General features: G+C 46.4%; 20 protein-coding genes and 2 pseudogenes. 12 read left to right on the top strand and 10 right to left on the bottom strand.

What is annotated here, in order from left to right; all coding sequences use genetic code 11:
- A complete protein-coding gene (locus PSE6802_RS0102660; protein WP_019498523.1) occupies positions 1-561 on the bottom strand; it encodes a Uma2 family endonuclease in 561 nt (186 codons plus the stop codon).
- A 58-nt stretch (positions 562-619) separates the two neighbouring features.
- On the opposite strand from PSE6802_RS0102660, the gene PSE6802_RS0102655 reads away from it, so the two are divergent.
- Together PSE6802_RS0102655 and PSE6802_RS0102650 are read left to right on the top strand one after the other, a co-directional pair.
- A complete protein-coding gene (locus tag PSE6802_RS0102655) occupies positions 620-1,348 on the top strand; it encodes a DUF429 domain-containing protein (protein WP_019498522.1) in 729 nt (242 codons plus the stop codon).
- Positions 1,349-1,436: 88 nt separating this feature from the next.
- Positions 1,437-2,066 (top strand): hypothetical protein, encoded by a 630-nt coding sequence (locus PSE6802_RS0102650; protein ID WP_019498521.1) that lies wholly within the window; start codon positions 1,437-1,439, stop codon positions 2,064-2,066.
- Positions 2,067-2,111: 45 nt separating this feature from the next.
- Here the strand turns inward: PSE6802_RS0102650 and PSE6802_RS0102645 are convergent, their stop codons facing one another.
- Positions 2,112-3,050, bottom strand: coding sequence for a ribonuclease Z (locus PSE6802_RS0102645; RefSeq protein ID WP_019498520.1), 939 nt, complete (start codon positions 3,048-3,050; stop codon positions 2,112-2,114).
- A gap of 451 nt (positions 3,051-3,501) precedes the next feature.
- On the opposite strand from PSE6802_RS0102645, the gene PSE6802_RS34005 reads away from it, so the two are divergent.
- The 3 genes from PSE6802_RS34005 (at position 3,502) to PSE6802_RS0102625 (ending at position 5,399) form a co-directional block, all read left to right on the top strand.
- Positions 3,502-3,603 carry a DUF3800 domain-containing protein gene (locus PSE6802_RS34005; RefSeq protein ID WP_162139191.1) on the top strand — a complete coding sequence of 34 codons (102 nt, stop codon included), beginning with the start codon at positions 3,502-3,504 and terminating at the stop codon, positions 3,601-3,603.
- An 84-nt stretch (positions 3,604-3,687) separates the two neighbouring features.
- Positions 3,688-4,763 (top strand): ISKra4 family transposase gene (locus PSE6802_RS0102635; protein WP_156815358.1). Its coding sequence is split into 2 segments (ribosomal slippage): positions 3,688-3,843 and positions 3,846-4,763, totalling 1,074 coding nucleotides; the frame shifts between segments, so codons are not numbered across the junction.
- Between the two features lie 108 nt (positions 4,764-4,871).
- Positions 4,872-5,399, top strand: coding sequence for a DUF3800 domain-containing protein (locus PSE6802_RS0102625; RefSeq protein WP_225902628.1), 528 nt, complete (start codon positions 4,872-4,874; stop codon positions 5,397-5,399).
- 464 nt (positions 5,400-5,863) lie between these two features.
- Here PSE6802_RS0102625 and PSE6802_RS0102620 read toward each other — a convergent pair whose 3' ends face one another.
- Positions 5,864-7,822 carry a serine/threonine-protein kinase gene (locus PSE6802_RS0102620; RefSeq protein ID WP_019498517.1) on the bottom strand — a complete coding sequence of 653 codons (1,959 nt, stop codon included), beginning with the start codon at positions 7,820-7,822 and terminating at the stop codon, positions 5,864-5,866.
- Between the two features lie 112 nt (positions 7,823-7,934).
- On the opposite strand from PSE6802_RS0102620, the gene PSE6802_RS0102615 reads away from it, so the two are divergent.
- Positions 7,935-8,615: an SOS response-associated peptidase gene (locus PSE6802_RS0102615; RefSeq protein WP_026103005.1), complete on the top strand. Its 681-nt coding sequence runs from the start codon at positions 7,935-7,937 to the stop codon at positions 8,613-8,615.
- Here the strand turns inward: PSE6802_RS0102615 and PSE6802_RS0102610 are convergent.
- The 7 genes and pseudogenes from PSE6802_RS0102610 to PSE6802_RS30695 form a co-directional block, all read right to left on the bottom strand.
- Positions 8,612-9,133 (bottom strand): DUF4330 domain-containing protein, encoded by a 522-nt coding sequence (locus PSE6802_RS0102610; protein ID WP_019498515.1) that lies wholly within the window; start codon positions 9,131-9,133, stop codon positions 8,612-8,614. The two genes, PSE6802_RS0102615 and PSE6802_RS0102610, sit on opposite strands and share 4 nt — an antisense overlap.
- 99 nt (positions 9,134-9,232) lie before the next feature.
- A pseudogene (locus PSE6802_RS0102605) lies at positions 9,233-9,409 on the bottom strand (ABC transporter ATP-binding protein); the annotation flags it as partial.
- Positions 9,406-9,633: pseudogene (locus tag PSE6802_RS0102600) on the bottom strand (ABC transporter); the annotation flags it as partial. The pseudogenes PSE6802_RS0102605 and PSE6802_RS0102600, both read right to left, overlap by 4 nt.
- Positions 9,634-9,640: 7 nt before the next feature.
- On the bottom strand, positions 9,641-10,066 hold the full coding sequence (locus tag PSE6802_RS0102595; RefSeq protein ID WP_019498512.1) for a biotin/lipoyl-binding protein: 426 nt from the start codon (positions 10,064-10,066) through the stop codon (positions 9,641-9,643).
- Positions 10,067-10,076: 10 nt separating this feature from the next.
- Positions 10,077-10,658, bottom strand: coding sequence for a TetR/AcrR family transcriptional regulator (locus tag PSE6802_RS0102590; RefSeq protein ID WP_019498511.1), 582 nt, complete (start codon positions 10,656-10,658; stop codon positions 10,077-10,079).
- 148 nt (positions 10,659-10,806) lie between these two features.
- Complete coding sequence (locus PSE6802_RS0102585; protein WP_019498510.1) at positions 10,807-11,064, bottom strand: PRC-barrel domain-containing protein; 258 nt, start codon at positions 11,062-11,064, stop codon at positions 10,807-10,809.
- A gap of 260 nt (positions 11,065-11,324) precedes the next feature.
- A complete protein-coding gene (locus PSE6802_RS30695) occupies positions 11,325-12,818 on the bottom strand; it encodes a DUF4394 domain-containing protein (RefSeq protein WP_019498509.1) in 1,494 nt (497 codons plus the stop codon).
- A gap of 511 nt (positions 12,819-13,329) precedes the next feature.
- On the opposite strand from PSE6802_RS30695, the gene PSE6802_RS0102565 reads away from it, so the two are divergent.
- From PSE6802_RS0102565 to PSE6802_RS0102540, 6 genes are all read left to right on the top strand, one after another.
- The gene (locus PSE6802_RS0102565; RefSeq protein WP_019498507.1) at positions 13,330-13,539 is read left to right on the top strand and encodes a ribbon-helix-helix protein, CopG family; all 210 of its coding nucleotides are present in this window, start codon (positions 13,330-13,332) and stop codon (positions 13,537-13,539) included.
- A gap of 16 nt (positions 13,540-13,555) precedes the next feature.
- Positions 13,556-14,041: a hypothetical protein gene (locus PSE6802_RS0102560; protein WP_019498506.1), complete on the top strand. Its 486-nt coding sequence runs from the start codon at positions 13,556-13,558 to the stop codon at positions 14,039-14,041.
- 15 nt (positions 14,042-14,056) lie between these two features.
- A complete protein-coding gene (locus tag PSE6802_RS33050; protein WP_026103004.1) occupies positions 14,057-14,620 on the top strand; it encodes a hypothetical protein in 564 nt (187 codons plus the stop codon).
- On the top strand, positions 14,557-15,000 hold the full coding sequence (locus PSE6802_RS31695; protein ID WP_071592253.1) for a transposase: 444 nt from the start codon (positions 14,557-14,559) through the stop codon (positions 14,998-15,000). The genes PSE6802_RS33050 and PSE6802_RS31695 overlap by 64 nt, the downstream gene beginning before the upstream one ends.
- A 199-nt stretch (positions 15,001-15,199) precedes the next feature.
- A complete protein-coding gene (locus tag PSE6802_RS0102545) occupies positions 15,200-15,478 on the top strand; it encodes a hypothetical protein (protein WP_019498504.1) in 279 nt (92 codons plus the stop codon).
- A 17-nt stretch (positions 15,479-15,495) separates the two neighbouring features.
- Positions 15,496-15,978, top strand: a complete 483-nt coding sequence (locus PSE6802_RS0102540; protein ID WP_019498503.1) for a hypothetical protein — start codon at positions 15,496-15,498, stop codon at positions 15,976-15,978.
- The last annotated feature ends 24 nt before the right edge of the window (positions 15,979-16,002 follow it).

The following is a 16,002-nucleotide window of genomic DNA, read 5'->3' as shown; positions in this document are numbered from 1 at the left end:
CTATTCTTTCATCTTCAGCCAGCTAAAAACTAAATCGCTGCTGAGATCGAGGGGGATAGCCTTGGGTACGGGGATGAGATTGCTGCCCTCACACAATACTGGTTGCCGATCTGGTAAAAAGGCAAGGATAGAGCGATCGCCTGGATCGACAAGCCAACCTAACTGGCAACCATGTCGAATGCAGTGGAGGATATTCCCAGTTACGCGATTCGGACTTTGTTCTGGCGAGAGAATTTCAATCGTCCAATCCGGTGCCACTCTCACATCATCCAATGGCTCTCCGTTGTCATCAAATTCAATACGCTCCCACAACAGAACTGTTACGTCAGGAACGAGCGATCGCCCCCCAAAAGTACAGCGCAATTCTGGAAAGGCATAGGCAATTTTTATACCTTCTGCAATCTCGTTAATAGTACGAATAAAACTTCCTTGAAGTCGAGAGTGACGGGCTTTAGGCATAGGCTTTTGGTAAATCTCCCCATCGATATATTCGCTGGCTGGTTTGGTCTCCGGCAGTTTCAGAAATTCTTCAAGCGAGAGCGGTTGAGTTGCAATAGTCATAATCTGAATCGCTAAACATTGCCTGCATTTTAGTCTAGCAAAGTAATAAACTATTGTTATGAAGTTTATTGGTATCGACTTGGGGTGGCGATCGCAACCCAGTGGCTTGTGTTGTTTGGAATGGCGCGATCGCAAGCTTAAACTGCTGTCTTTAGAACGATTGGGAACAATAGACGAGATCTGGCTCTGGTGCGATCGCTGGATACAGCCAGAAGAAGCAGCAATGGTTGCAGTTGATGCCCCTACAATTATTCCCAACTGCACGGGAATGAGACTGCCAGATAAGCTCGCGCACAGACACTTTGGTAAATATCATGCGGGATGCTATCCCGCGAATTTAAGCCTACCATTTGCAAGCAACACTGTAGAATTTGGACTTACTTTGGAAACAAAAGGATTTCAACACGCTCCCGATCTAGAACCGCAAAACTTGGGAAGATATCAGATTGAGGTATTTCCACATCCAGCTACTATCTATCTATTTGGTTTAGAACGCATTCTCAAATATAAAAAGGGGAGATTAGCTCAACGTCGCGTCGAATTGGATAGATTATACCAACACATTATCTCCACCCTACCTAAATTAGAGCCTTCCTTAGAGATTAGCGACGATCTTGTTTTGGATATTCCCTACAGCGGAGCGGCACTGAAGGCATTGGAAGATCGGCTTGATAGCCTGATCTGTGCTTATGTAGCAAGTCATTGGTGGTATTGGGGCAGGCAAAGGAATTTGGTGTTGGGCGATCGCCAGCAAGGTTATATTGTCGTTCCGTGGCGACCTGGCTAACTGTGCTTGTAGGAGACTAGCATAGGAATGCTACATTATAATACGTTTGGGATAAACCTGTAAAATCATTAGATAACTGGAATTTAATATGTCATTTGGTAGCTATAAAACAATTGGCGCAGCGATCAAAGAATTTCAGATCGCCTACACTGAAGCAAATTTCGTGCAGGAATTAGATTTCACACTCTCCGACTACTTTCGTGAAGATTTAACATTAATGATGCGGGAAGGTGTAGTTGATAATTCTGAATTCGCAATTTGCGAAAATCTCATTTATCCAGTACTCAAGGAAATATGGAAGCACTATCGCAGTAAATTCCTGCTGTGGAGCCACCAATCGCTAAACTACGATGAAAACCTATCTGGCTTTCCAGAATATATTCTGGCGCGGCGATCGCCTCTTGGTAAAGTTGTATTCGATCGTCCTTATCTCATGCTTGTTGAAGCTAAGCAAGACAACTTTGAGGCAGCATGGGGACAGTGCATTGCAGAGATGATAGCTGCCCAACGTTTGAATGCAGAACTTGACGTAGTTATATTTGGGATTACCTCGAATGGCGATCGCTGGCAGATTGGCAAATTAGAGCAAAAGATATTCACCAAAAATTCCACGTTTTACACCATTCAAGAGCTTGATAAATTAGCTGGAGCACTTAATTTCGTTTTTATCCAATGTGAGGCGCAGTTAGAGAGGGTGGGCGATCGCCTTGTTGCTTGATTTGTGATTTATTTTTTGCGATCGCAGCACCAGCAAATACTTCGACTATTTTTTAAGGCTGCTACCCACTTCAAATGTCATGAAATCGTAGGCCAGATGAGTATTGGCAAAAATCATCCGCGCTTCTGTCAGTAAATCTTCCAACGTAATAGCATTAGTGGGTGCATAGCGAGGACTGAAGTGAGTCATAATCAAATCTTTCACGCCTGCATTCAGTGCTACCTGTGCCGCCATCGTGCTGGTGGAATGCAGTCTTTGGATTGCTAACTCTGCATCCTGGTGGGCAAACGTGGCTTCATGAATCAGAACATCGGCATCTTTGGCTAGGGCAACAGCTTTGTCGCAATAGATCGTATCCGTACAATAGACAAACTTACGACCGATTATGGGCGAGCCGCAAAATTCCTTACCATCAATGCGGCGGCCATCATCGAGGGTAACGGTCTCACCGCGCTTCAGTTGGGCGTAGATTGGGCCTGGAGGGATGTCTAAGGCTTTAGCTTTGTCGATGTCAAACCGTCCGGGGCGATCTTTTTCAGTAACGCGAAAACCGTGAGCCGTAACCCTGTGCTTGAGTGGCGCGCAGGTCACCTCAAATTCATCATTGGCAAACACCAGACCCTGTTTTACCGCATGCACTTTGACGGAATAGGCAAGACGGGTCTCGCTGTAGCGCTGACAGGCATTGAGGTAGTCATTCAATCCAGGCGGGCCGTAAATATCGATATGCTTGACATCGCCAGCCAGACCGCAACTAGCCAGCAGGCCCATTAGACCAAAGATATGGTCGCCGTGCATGTGAGTAATAAAAATTTTAGTAATCTGGCTAGCCCTAACGTCGCTGCGCATGATTTGGTGCTGCGTGCCTTCGCCGCAGTCAAACAGCCAAACTTCTGCCCGTTGCGGCAAGCGCATGGCAATACTGGAAACATTGCGACTGCGTGTAGGAACGCCCGAACTGGTACCGAGAAAAGTGATTTGCATACGTAATTAGCTTTTTACCATCCACAGTCAATAAGCGCGGAGGATATTATGTAAATTGGTTGCGATCGCTAGTTTAATCTTTTCAGAAAGTTTTGGCGATCGCACAGCCATCTTCATCAGCACTAGTTTCTAAATTTAAAAAAGCGATCGACAGTCAGCGATCGCTGAAAGTTATATAGCACAGGGTTATTGCCGAACAGGCGTTGGCAATGTCAAAATTAAGAATAAATTGGCTTCTGTAGAAGCGAACCCCATGTTATGCCGCTAGCCAATCGGTAAGACCGTTTTCCTAGAAGGGATCTACTGACTACGAAGAATTTCAACTGAAACTCGCCAATACTTTAAGCAAGTGCTATTATAAAAGCAACAGTCGAGAGATCTGACCTTTTCGGATCGTGGAAGCTTGGTCTTCCCTCGACTGATTTTAATTTTAAAGGACGTAAAAAGCTACATGTACTTATTGTACGTAGATGAGTCTGGTACCACCCACGACCCCAACCAACAATATTTCGTGCTAGCTGGATTGGGAGCATCTCAACTTTGCACTGAGTAATAATGCTTAATATAGATGGGTAGCCAAAAGGGGGAAGAAATCAGAAGATAGGAATACGAGAAACCAACCCCAAGGAGAGCAACCATGACTCCAGAGCAGGAAAAAGAAATGCAAGCGCACGTTCAAGCTATTGCCGCCATCCTTTATCAGAATACACCATCGGAACAACTAACCAGCTTGGAAGGGATCGAAATCGCTGTGCGGCAGCAAATCCTCGAACATGTCAGCCCAGAAATAGGGAGTTTTTTATCCGCACAGTTACGGGCACAGAAGCAGGACGCCGCAGGCGAGTGCAAAGCAGCATCGGACAGCTCCACCTCACGCAAAAGCAAGCGCAGAAGCTCAAAGTAGCCCCCTATAGCCAGGTGAGCCCGTATGTGGAAAGATGTAGCCTGATCTTGAGTGCGAATGTATCCTACGAACAAGCCGCCAAAGACTTAGCCATGTTGATGGGAGTGCAAATATCGCGCAGTACACAACAGCGCCTGGTGCATCGCCATGAATTTAGCCCCCTAGAGGTAGAAGAGTCGGTCGAGGAATTAAGTGTCGATGGAGGCAGAATCAGACTGCGCACGCCACTTGGACAGCCAAGTGAGTGGAAGGACTATAAAGCTGTGAACTTGCATGGACAAGCCATATTTGCCACATTTCAAGATAACATTGCCTTAACAGACTGGGTAAATCGACAGCCTTTAGCAGATATGGTTACCTGTATTGGGGATGGACATGATGGGATTTGGAATATTATTGCCCAGATCTCTATACCTGATAGTCGCTATGAAATCTTGGACTGGTTCCATTTGGTGGAAAACCTGCATAAAATTGAGGCTACAGCTCAACTTTTGACTGGGGTCGAAGCTTTTTTGTGGCGGGGTAATGTGACTGCAGCTATTGCTGAGCTCAATCACTTAGCTAGTCCTCAGAGCATCAATTTTATTGCTTATCTGCACAAGCATCGCCATCGTATTCCTGATTATTGGTATTTCCAAACCGAGCAGATTTGCTCTATTGGTTCTGGCGCAGTGGAATCTGCTGTTAAGCAAATCGCTAGACGCATCAAAATCTCTGGCGCTCAATGGAACCGTGATAATGTGCCACAAGTCCTCAAACACCGTTCTGCTTACCTTAATGGCTCTCTTAACCTTGCCTTGCAAAACTGAGATGCTCCCGCTGGATTTTGTGTATTTGAGCGACAGGGATATTGGATTTCTACCGAGCTTGACAAAATTGCAGCTAGGTTTGATCCTGCCGATCCAGCAACAGTTGAGTTGCATGGTAGTCCAATGTTCAGTGGAAGAGGACAGTGGAGAAGTCACCCTAAAGATGATAGGCATCAAGCAATCGAAGATGCTTTAAGAGTTTTCTTGCAATCTCACAATAGCAATCGACTTTTTGCAAGCGTGATTAAGAAATCTGTTGTATCTCCGCGAGATCCTGTTGAAGTTGCCTTTGAGCAATTAGCCAGTAGATTTGATAAGTACTTAATGAGATTGCATAGAAACGGTGACACGCATAGAGGAATTATCATCTTCGATAAATCTACTTATGAAACAACAATTCAATCTTTGGCTACTGACTTTAGAACAATTGGATACACTTGGGGAGTGATAAGAAACTTCTCGGAAGTACCTCTATTTCTAGATTCAAAGGCATCAAGATTGATTCAACTTGCCGATTTAGTTGCCTACGCCATTTTTAGACATTTTGAGAAAGGGGATAATAGATTTTTTCCTATTATTGAGCCTAGATTTGATTCAGAGGGTGGTGTAGTTCATGGGCTTCATATCCTTCAGTGAATTATGCAACGCGGCATAACAACCCTAATGCACCCAACCGAGGAGATGCTTTCTATGAGCGTTCAGTTTTTTTGTGGCGGGTGATTGGGAACGTTATACCAATTTAAATTGTTCGGGTTACAGATGGGGTGTGGGGGCGTTGCCTCCACGAAGGGGTGGAACCCCTTCACCCCCTTAGATCTGTCATGTTTACTATTCAAATTGGTATTAGTTGGTACCACTCTTCGCAGTCGTTACAGAATAGACTTTATCGGCAATAAAGCGGCTAAAATGGCATCAAAAGCTTACTGTGTAAGCCTTTTACCTGATTTTAAGTCGTTCCTGAAAGCCTTGTGTAGCAACGATACTACTTAAGTCTAATTATTAAGCTACCTGGCGCGGGTGGGTTTTGGGAAAACTATCTCGCTGAGGATTTAGATATACCCATCGATCCCAAGCCTAGATGTTTGGAATTGTGGATTTAATCACTTGGCCAGCACATCCAACCTGAAGCTGGACTCGGAGTCGCTCGTCACTCGAATCTTATAGTTGCCCGCTCGCGCATCGGGGATTTGCTGCTGGCCGCCACCGGAGATATCCCCGATCTGGTTGCCGCTCGGATCGAAGATTTCTACTCTGACATTGCCCTCGGCAACTCGAACGCCAAAAGTTTGGCCATCCAGTACGCCAACTCGGTAGCGAATTACCCGACCGGGGCCAACGCTATCGTTCACAGAAGTAACAAATGTCCCAGGTGGAAACTCGACGTTTCTGGAAATTACCTGCGGTTTCGAGTCAGGACTAGAGCTGTTTGGAGAAGGTGGAGTGGTTGGAGTTTCGGTCGGTGTCGGCGACGGACTGGCGGTTGCCGTTGGCGTAGGAGTGGGAGTGGGATTAGGTGCATCTTCCAATTGAATCTCTAAATTGAAGTTGCTTTCAGGTACGCCTTGCGTGGTCTTGATGACGACAAAGTAGGCTCCACTGGCAGGTAATTTCCCTTGCCAGTAGCCGACGCGGATATTGCTGGATCTGCTGTCAATTGGTTTTTGATCTTCAAAATTGAGAGTCATTTGGAGACCGCTACCAGTCAGTGACGCAGTCATTTTTTGACCTTTCTTGGCATTAAAGCGATAGGTAATGCTCTGACCAGCGCTGACTTTGTCGGTTACCGCAGCACGATTGGGGTCGTTGAAGTTCAGGCTTTTGTTGACGTTAGTGAGAGACGGTTCGCTAGGTGTGGTTGGTGTAGGTGCGATCGCAGGTGTAGTTGGGCTGGAATTATTATCGATCGCTCTAGGTGTTGGCGTGGATGGTTTGCTGCGCTCGAAGATCGCAGAAGCGATCGCCCAGGATGCAATCCCGGAAATCAGTACTAGTAAAGCACCCAAAAATATGTCGATCCCTCCACCTTGCCCCGATTGGTTGGAAGCAGGTGACTTAGATTTCTTCGGTCGCGGGCTGCGCGGAGCAGAAGGAGCATATACGGTCTTTTCAGACAAACCAGCCAGCACTTCCGACGTGGGTTGACGACCTACAGCAACGGTTTTGATTTCAGATAGAGGAGCGCCTTCTAGGGCATCCAGTACTTCTTCCGCGCTGGAGAAACGTTGAGCTGGTTTGTAGTTCAACATGCGGTTCAAGATTTTAGCAAGGTCGGGACTGACTGATGCAAATCGCTGCCACTGCCAGCTCAGGTTGTCGCGATCGAATAGGTCCTGCGGCTCTTTCCCAGTTAGTAAGACGACAACGGTGACCGCCAGAGCGTAGAGATCGCTGCTGGCATAGGCGTGACCTGTTTGTAGCTGCTCCGGTGGGGCATAGCCCGGTTTACCTGCCACAGTGGATTGGGGCAAGCCCAGGTGGGATTGCAATTGGGTTGCCGCCTCTTTCACGACCCCAAAGTCAATTAGTACGGGTTTGCGATCGGTCGATCGCAGCATCAAGTTTTCCGGCGAGATATCGCGGTGAATAATTTCGCGATCGTGGAGGTAGATCAGGATGGGTAGCACCTGTTTCAGCAGCGTCACTACCTCCGCTTCTGTAAATAGTTGCCCACCTCGACGGCGTTCGGATAGCAACTCGCGATACGATCTGCCCTCGACATAGTCCTGGACGAGGAACAGGCGGCCATTTGCTTCAAAGGTGGCGCGAAACTCAGGTACCTGCGGGTGTCGGATCTGGTAAAGGGTGCTTGCCTCGCGGAGAAATAGTTCCTTTGCCTTGGACGCAATATCAGGCGACTGCGACAGGGGAATAAATTCCTTCAGTACGCAGATTTCGTTGAAACGCTCCGTGTCTTCGGCTACGTAGGTGCGCCCCATCCCCCCTTGGCCGATTACCTTTCTGATGATGTAGCGATCGCGCAGGACAGAGCCTTGAGGAATAGGGGATTGCATAGACGAGCGATTATGGCTAGTTATACCCAGTGTTTGATTTACGTCCATACTATCCTAGTACTGATAACAGCTAATGGCTAGCTATGATAGCTACTATGTGAGCCTAGCTGGCTGACGCATGGATCTAGAAAATGTTTCGCTAGAGGGACTGCTGAAAACTATGTGCGGACGATTTTCCCAATATCACTCAGCTAGAGAGATCGCCGAGGCATTTCAGGTAGATACAGACGACGACCTACCACCTCGGTTTAACATAGCACCCTCGCAGACGGTAGCGGCGATCGTGCGAACGCCCGATGCCCCGCAGCGCCAATTGCGCTGGTTGCGCTGGGGACTGATTCCTTCTTGGGCAAAAGATCCCGCGATCGCCTACAAGTTGATTAATGCCAGAGCTGAGACTGCGGCAGAAAAGCCTTCATTTCGACATGCCTTTAAGCACAGGCGCTGTCTGATCCCATCCGATGGTTTCTACGAATGGCAGCGTGCAGAAGGAAGCAAGAGCAAGAAACAACCGTATTACTTTAGCCTGAAGGATAGCGCTCTTTTTGCCTATGCTGGCCTATGGGAGAGTTGGGAAAGCCCAGAAGGCAATATCGTGGAAACCTGCACCATCCTGACTACGCATGCCAACGATACGGTCAGCCCGATTCACGAACGGATGCCAGTTATACTCAACCCTGACGACTACGATCTCTGGCTCGACCCTGCGATCGTCTATACCGATCGCTTGCAGGCACTGCTAAAGCCGTATCCTGCCGAAGCAACGATCGCCTACCCGGTTAGCAGCAAAGTCAACAGCCCTAAAATTGACAGCCCTGAATGCAACCAGCCGCTGAGTTAGTAGCGGACATCAATGGTACTGCCGCGTACCATATACTTCGGCCCCTCAATATCAATGGTCGTCCCGATTTTTATCTTTTCGCCGCCAAAAATTACTCCGTCGTTTGTCACCTGAGCATTAGCTGTCATGGTTACGATAATATCTCGAACGTAGGACTCTGAAAGGCGAGGATCGGGCACTACTGTAACCTTGCCATCGAGTGTAGGCACTGGAATTTTGGGAGTTAGCACGTTTACTTTTTTAATCGTAATTTCACCGCGCTGCTGATTGCGGATGCTGATCTGGGTCTTTTCACCCTCTTTGAGCAGTTGATCTGGTTTGAGGACTGTGAGGCCGCGCAACATAATGTCAACTTCTACGGGTTTGCTCTCAGTTGTAGCAAGCTGGGCGACCGAGTAACCGCTGTTACCGGGCACCAGGAATACGCCGATCAAAGCGAGCAAAATAACTGCGATCGCGCCTAGATCCAACAAACTGATCTTGCCGAATAACCGCCCTTGACGATCTAGAATTGCCATTTGCTTTATTAGAACCTTGTGTTTTTAACCGCTAGGATTATAGCTAAATAATTGTCCAGGTTCTTGCTTAGCGATTGTAGACAGTTGAGCTTTCGATCCTCAGCTATTAACCAGGCAACCGTCTTCCATATAAATAATGCGATCGGCGATATCGAGAATGCGATTGTCATGGGTGACCAGCAAAATCGTACAGCCCTGTTCCTTGGCTAACTTCTGCATTAATTCCACTACATCTCGACCCGATTTCTTATCAAGCGCTGCTGTGGGTTCATTAGATTAATCAAACCTACTTCAATCCGATCGGGCTTGCGATCTCTAAATAGTTGTAGAAAAGTGGAATCGCTGGTAATTACATTGCCATCAGCCGCAAAAGAAGCTCCATTGGTAAAGAGACCTTTAACGCTCACCAACTTATCGTTCAGCTCCGTCTCAACCGTGCCATCGCGCTCGAACCAATCGGCGATCGCGCCGTATTCAGGGCGACCTGCCCGATCGAATAGTTGATTCCTATGCTTGAATCTCACCGGACTTCGCACCTGCTTTCACCTGTGCCAAACGCGACTGTGCTACCCGGACTCGTTCTTTGGCTTCTGCCAAGGCTGCTTGCAGGCGATCGCGACTATCTAAAATTGCCACTACCTGTCCTTTTTTAACCCGATCGCTTTGCTTGACTAGAATTTCCGTTACGCGATCGCCATCTAATGCAGCCGGAGCAGAGAGGCGAATCACCTCTGTTTGCGGCTCTAATCGTCCCAGTGCTGTTACTTTTTTAGTGGTAGGAGTTACGATCGCATCCGCAGATGTCGGGCTTTTACCCAGCAGTCCAGCTTGAGAAGCAGCAAAAAAGATAATTCCACTTGTCATCGCAGTAGCGGCGATCGCTAGACCGATCGACAGTCGGTTAGTAGACTTAAAGAATAATCTAGAACTCATAAATTTCTCCCTAAACAGCAACCAGAGATTTGTCTAAATAGTTTGCTAACATTTCTTTGAGAATCGCGCCCTGTTCTTCAAATGACAAGCGATCGCCTTCGCACAAGCGTCCTACTATCAAGCCATTGAGAAACGTCAGGATGAAGTCAACGATCGTCATGTTGGGGATCTGTAAGTAGCCAGCAATAGCCTGCTTAGTCTGTCCCCAGGAACGGGCCAAGATTTCGTTATTCTCTATCTTAGTCCTGTCCTGTTGCTGGTAGAAGTCGAGGAAGAGAATCGTTTGCTTGGAGAAATAATCCTCGTATTTAGCAACGAAATTAACCAGTGCTGCGATTCGCTCTGACAATCCCTGCACCCAATCTGCTTCAGCCAGAAAAGTTGAAATGTCCCGCGCGGTTAGCTCTTCAACCAACTGCACGAACAAAGCTTCTTTACTGGGGAAGTAGTGGTAGAGAGTGCCAGTAGAAACTCCCAAACCTTGCGCGATCTGGCGCATGGTGATGGAGCCATAGCCCTTTTCAGCAAACAGGTCAAAACTTCGATCCAGCAGTTCTTTGCGATACCGATCGCGATCGACAATTTTAGGCATTGGTAATACCCTCTTAGGATCGAGTATTCGATCTTGTTAATCCTGCAAGCCCGAACGCAAGCTGGATTGAGGATTAATTTATATCGAACAATCGTTATATAATTTTTAACATAAAATGTTTCTGTTTGTAAAGCACTTGAAGGCGAAGTTAGGGTAAAGGTGTCTCCATCGCACTGTCAGAGCCACTATTGGGACTATGCAACTTATAGGTACTAAGAAACCGTGCAGGAATTAGTTGCGAGTTTAAAGGCACAATGATTATCGAGCGAATATTGGTATTCTCATCCAAACAAGTACCGCTGACCCACCCTAATAAAACAGCCTCATCCGTACAGACCTCCCTGCCAACTAGATTGGTATAAAGTAAGCTGCTGTTATAGTAATATGGCTCGGAGCGATCGTGCATAAGTATTACGACTCAGCAAAATTAATTTCGTCTATATTGAAGGAGAGTGACAAAACGCTATGAGTATAAATTTTAACCCTGAATGTATAAGCCGAAACTGTTTCATGGATCTGATATACAAATCCTAAGGAATATGGATTTAATAATGCCAAAATCTCTGTAGGGGGCAGGTTTTGCCAAAGTCTATTGGCAAGAACCGATTAAACCTCATCTAAACCTGCCCCTAACTCGGAAAATTACATCTTATTTAAAGAACGATTCTAAGGATTAACAAATATGTCGTTATTCGTTAAGACCAGCCCGCGTGTGAGGGATGCTATCTGCACTTGGGCAGTGCTTCCCGTACCATCCACATCAAAGAATAGCGCACCATTGGTGCTGTTGTAGATGAACCGATCCGATGCATCCACTGCGGCAGAACCGATCGCGAACTGGTCGGCAGTAATCGGCGCACCTGCCACTAGCCCACCGCCAAAACCAGAAGCAGAGACGGAAATCGTATCGTCCGCAACGGAGAAGTCCGTGATGGTATCAATACCGTTGGAAGGAGAGCTAAAGCTAAAGCTATCGCTCCCACTACCGCCACTCAGGGTATCGCTACCCACTCCTCCAACCAGAGTGTCATTGCCGCTGCCACCAGTGAGGCGATCGCTGGCCGCACTCCCGGTCTCCATAGCATTAGTGGCAGCAAGACCGATGAGATCGAACGAGCCATTGCCCACCGTACCCAATTTTGTTGCTGCTCCGCTGGTTAAATCGATCCCGTACAAGGTCGAGCCATCCACAGCGTAGGCAATATTGACACTATTGTTAGGATTACCGGAGTTGATAGAAAGGATATCCAATCCTGCATCTCCAACAAAATCAACCCCCAGCGAGCCTACCGTAAACAGTTTCCCTCCGTTAGGAGAGTCGGGAGTATTGGGATCGCCCATCAAAAAGTTACGGCTGCCTTGCGTCACAAGGGCATCACGATTGGAGTCAATCTCGTACAACGTAGTTCTGCGATTGGGAGCATCTGGAGATGGGGCAACGGAATTCGTATAGCCTGCTGCCACGATGTTAGGGTTCTTCCCAGCATTGACATCACCTGGAGCGTAAGAAAGGGGGGTATCGATCGCTGGGGTTCCATTAGGGTTTGAGGCTAGCCCCCCAGTGGCCGGGTTCAGGCGTATGTTTTGTTCGACATCGCTGACCAGGCGAATGCGGTCTGGGTTGGGGTTGAAGTCCACACCAAAGGAGTTCCCATTCAGGGTAAAGGGAGTGGGATTATTAGACACGAGCGTTGCAGCCCCAGTCGTCGGGTTGATGGTATAAATCTGATTGGTACTGGTAACTCCAAAAAGTTGTCCGTTCGCCGGACGAAAGTCCACGCCGACTAAGGTGCCATTAATACCAGTCACCTGAATTGGGGTCGCCCGATCTGGGCGATCGGCATCGAAAGCAACGAGCATATTATTGTTGGTGAGAGCAAAGAGCATCGCACCCCCATCCCCAAGAAGGATATCATTATCACTATTGCCATTGACAGTGTCCTGACCGCGTCCCCCAACGAGCAAATCGCTGTCGCGTCCGCCGTTGAGTACATCGTCGTCATTCCCTCCCAGAAGGGTATCATTACCGCTATTACCTCCAAGAAGGTCGTTACCTCCCATCCCAGATACCATGTCGTTACCAGCAAACCCCAATATAACGTCGAATTGTCCGATACCATTGAGGTTATCGTTGTTTGCCGTACCAAAAATTATTGCCATGTCAGTTACTCTGCCTTAGTTGAGATTGGTCTACAGGGATTCTCATCCCAATGGGAATAGATGTAACTGAAGCTAAAGCCTCAGCAAAAATCCTCAGACCTATCTTCGGCCTGAATACTGCTCGCTTTCCAGCCCAAAACATGCTCGCTTTTTGCTCATTTTCTGCTCACTTTTTCCAGAGCAATTTCTCTTAACCTTGACTTGCGAACTGTTCGGACAAGTTACCAGACTTATGCCACAGTTGATGACATGACTTCTGGGTAAATTCTGATATTTTTACAAACCCATGCAAGCAAATTGCAGTGCTAGATATTTTTTAGTTTTTGAGTATTGTATGCAAAGAACGATTCGATCGACAAGCACAAAAGCCGCACAAGTTAAGTAACAACTTTTGCATATTTCGATTTCTGGATTATTTTTTTGTTGAAACACTCTTTTAGCTATTGACAATATATAAAATATATATAAAATATATAATGTTAGTCTGTTGGCTTTTAAAGGTAATTTTTAATTGAGCGGGAAAACTTTAATTTCACTAAACCTATCTCAAGCAGAGTTAGATCTGCTAACAGAGTTGAGTGAAAAGAAAGAAATGAGTAGGTCTGCTGTAATTCGCCAAGCTATAAGGTTGATGGGAATGATGGAACAGCGCCTTAACAAAGGTGAAAAGTTATACTTTGAGTCTTTAGACAAGGAGAAGTCAGAGGTTCTACTCTTATAGTTTTTTACATTTATAGATGGAGGCACAGTTGCAAGAAAATGTAAAACTTTTTCGTGTAAGCGATAATCAGATTGTTGATGCAGTGCTATTAGATCTGTCACAGAAGCACATTGCTGACTTTGAAACCTTTTGGAAGCCCAGACTAAAATCATCTCAAGAAGAAGATAGTCATTGGGATTGGCTTAAAAAGGACTTGCTAACAGCAACACCTAATTATGAGAAGTATGCACTTGAATGCGAGCAAATCACCCAGGGATTAATGATCCTAGAACTTGACTGCCATCGTTCCCGTCTAGAATCTGGAAAAAGCTTGGTCTATCTTGATTACCTGTCCACGGCTCCTTGGAATCGACCCTCCATCCAAGATCCGCCAAGCTATAAAGGCATTGGAACTACTCTGTTTAGTTTCGCAATTTCCCGTAGCATGGACTTGGAATATAAAGGTAGCGCTCATCTGGGGAAGCAGGTGAAATGGCAAAATAAGAGTGGGCCGATTGCATGAATTGTCAAACTAGCCATGATAAAGTTTCCCCTGACAGAGTTGTTAGACGAGCAAGCCTGCTACGACTGGTTACTAAAGATCCTACATCCTGGGGGTTTGCATTGTCCAAACGGGCACGCTCTACCGGACAGACAAGCACCACACGACCGCAAACGCACCCCCATTGTGAAATACAAGTGTCGGGAATGCGGCAAAGTGTTCCATATATTTACAGGCACAGACCTGTGCGGTAGCCATTACAACTGTGGCACGATTGTGCTGCTGTTGCGGGGATTCTTACAAGGGCAAACAACACAACACATAGCAGAGGAGTTAGGACTTGACTATGGGACGGTATTGGCCTGGCGGCATCGCATCCAAGGCCGAGGATTTGCACATTTGATTAACACAGCCATTCCCGATCAAGAGTCAGAGATGGACGAGATGTTTCAGAATGCGGGGGAAAAGGAGCCAAACACGACCCGATTACCGACCCACCGCGACGACGAGGCAATCAACGCAAAGGCAAGGGCACGATGGCAAATGACCGTCCACCCGTTGTCGGCACCGTTGGACGCAGCAGTGGTCAGATCCGTCTGAAGGTTTGTGACAATACCCAACAAGTAACCATCCAACCGCAGGTGGAGGCAACCACTTTACCTACCGCGACTGTCTATACCGATGAATCCGATGCCTATAACCGCGTACCTGCTTCAGGTCGTGGGCATCAAACTGTATGTCACTCGCTAGGGGAATATGCCCGAGATGCGGATGGGGATGGCTTTTGCGAAGTGCATTGCAATACTATGGAGGGAATTTGGGTTGGGTTGCGCAATTTCCTGCGTCCGTTTCGAGGTATTCACAAAAAGTATTTGCACTTATATGTAGGCATATTCGAGTGGTCATACAATCTACGTTGGATTGATTCTGACTTCCTCCGTCGTCTTCTCATGCCTCCTTCCACCTATTTACCTAGATGAGCGAAAGGTAGAGTTGGTTTACACGCTTTACCAAGAGCAGAGAATTTCTATATAAAACAGAACATGGTTAGCTTTGGCGGCGATCGCAACAAGCAAAATCTCATCTATTTTGAGCTTTCAAGAGATGAGGCAAGCAAAATACTAAGTAAATGGCAGCAAAATTAATTTTGTCTATATTGAGGAAGGACGACAAAACGTTATGAGTATAAATTTTAATACTGAATTCTTAAATTGGGCTGTTCAGATTGAAGATGAGGCAGGGTGTGATGTCGAAGCCGGATTAGACTTTGGACAACATTTGAGCGATTACCTAGCTAATAATCGAGTTTTTATCAGTCAAGAAAAGTTAATGGAGATTTTAGAGGAAGCACTTGGAGCTTATTTATCTCGTGACGAGCTTGAAATAATTGCAAATACTACTCAAGGTTGTGCAAGGGATCGTCTGAAAGAGAAATTTCAATTTTTAGAAACTGCGTGAACATAAGAGATACTAATATGCAATCGGATTTTGGTAAAGTGACACCATTGAGCCAGGCAAAGCTCAACCGTCAAGCCAGTAATGGGATGGAAATAGCTGAACATAGATTGAGAGAAATTCTTTCGGAAGTCATTGATGATAGAGTGACATCAAAAATTTCTCGCTTGGAGAAAAGTATTGTTTTGATATCTAAGCAATTTGATGCTATTCTCAACGGTGCTGCCGAAGATGCATCCCTTAGGATAACAACAGATCTTGACGCTGCCGATCTTGCTTTGGGTGGGATTCAAGTTCCTATGGAAGAGTACTACATTTATACCTGTAGCCAACTAGCAGAAAAGCTAAACGTTCGATTGAACGATGTTGTAAAAATGGTTAAGCATCTGGGATTAAAAGGGAACCCAATTTATCACAGGGAAATAAGTATAGGGGTAAAGAGCAAGGTTAACAAATATTCAGATAAAACTCTTCAAAAATTGAGAGAATACGCAGAAAGTTAGTTATTTTAAGTTCCAAGCTTGATG

This window comes from Pseudanabaena sp. PCC 6802 (assembly GCF_000332175.1).
GTDB lineage: Bacteria > Cyanobacteriota > Cyanobacteriia > Pseudanabaenales > Pseudanabaenaceae > PCC-6802.
Note: the sequence above shows the minus strand (reverse complement) of the source record. Positions and strands in the feature narration are given on the sequence as shown.

Bases quoted from the DNA above. Each gene is read 5' to 3' on its own strand.
- PSE6802_RS0102660 (WP_019498523.1), bottom strand. From the start codon at position 561: ATGACTATTGCAACTCAACCGCTCTCGCTTGAAGAATTTCTGAAACTG.
- PSE6802_RS0102655 (WP_019498522.1), top strand. From the start codon at position 620: ATGAAGTTTATTGGTATCGACTTGGGGTGGCGATCGCAACCCAGTGGC.
- PSE6802_RS0102650 (WP_019498521.1), top strand. From the start codon at position 1,437: ATGTCATTTGGTAGCTATAAAACAATTGGCGCAGCGATCAAAGAATTT.
- PSE6802_RS0102645 (WP_019498520.1), bottom strand. From the start codon at position 3,050: ATGCAAATCACTTTTCTCGGTACCAGTTCGGGCGTTCCTACACGCAGT.
- PSE6802_RS34005 (WP_162139191.1), top strand. From the start codon at position 3,502: ATGTACTTATTGTACGTAGATGAGTCTGGTACCACCCACGACCCCAAC.
- PSE6802_RS0102620 (WP_019498517.1), bottom strand. From the start codon at position 7,822: ATGGACGTAAATCAAACACTGGGTATAACTAGCCATAATCGCTCGTCT.
- PSE6802_RS0102615 (WP_026103005.1), top strand. From the start codon at position 7,935: ATGTGCGGACGATTTTCCCAATATCACTCAGCTAGAGAGATCGCCGAG.
- PSE6802_RS0102610 (WP_019498515.1), bottom strand. From the start codon at position 9,133: ATGGCAATTCTAGATCGTCAAGGGCGGTTATTCGGCAAGATCAGTTTG.
- PSE6802_RS0102595 (WP_019498512.1), bottom strand. From the start codon at position 10,066: ATGAGTTCTAGATTATTCTTTAAGTCTACTAACCGACTGTCGATCGGT.
- PSE6802_RS0102590 (WP_019498511.1), bottom strand. From the start codon at position 10,658: ATGCCTAAAATTGTCGATCGCGATCGGTATCGCAAAGAACTGCTGGAT.
- PSE6802_RS0102585 (WP_019498510.1), bottom strand. From the start codon at position 11,064: ATGCACGATCGCTCCGAGCCATATTACTATAACAGCAGCTTACTTTAT.
- PSE6802_RS30695 (WP_019498509.1), bottom strand. From the start codon at position 12,818: ATGGCAATAATTTTTGGTACGGCAAACAACGATAACCTCAATGGTATC.
- PSE6802_RS0102560 (WP_019498506.1), top strand. From the start codon at position 13,556: ATGGAGGCACAGTTGCAAGAAAATGTAAAACTTTTTCGTGTAAGCGAT.
- PSE6802_RS33050 (WP_026103004.1), top strand. From the start codon at position 14,057: ATGATAAAGTTTCCCCTGACAGAGTTGTTAGACGAGCAAGCCTGCTAC.
- PSE6802_RS31695 (WP_071592253.1), top strand. From the start codon at position 14,557: ATGGCAAATGACCGTCCACCCGTTGTCGGCACCGTTGGACGCAGCAGT.
- PSE6802_RS0102545 (WP_019498504.1), top strand. From the start codon at position 15,200: ATGAGTATAAATTTTAATACTGAATTCTTAAATTGGGCTGTTCAGATT.
- PSE6802_RS0102540 (WP_019498503.1), top strand. From the start codon at position 15,496: ATGCAATCGGATTTTGGTAAAGTGACACCATTGAGCCAGGCAAAGCTC.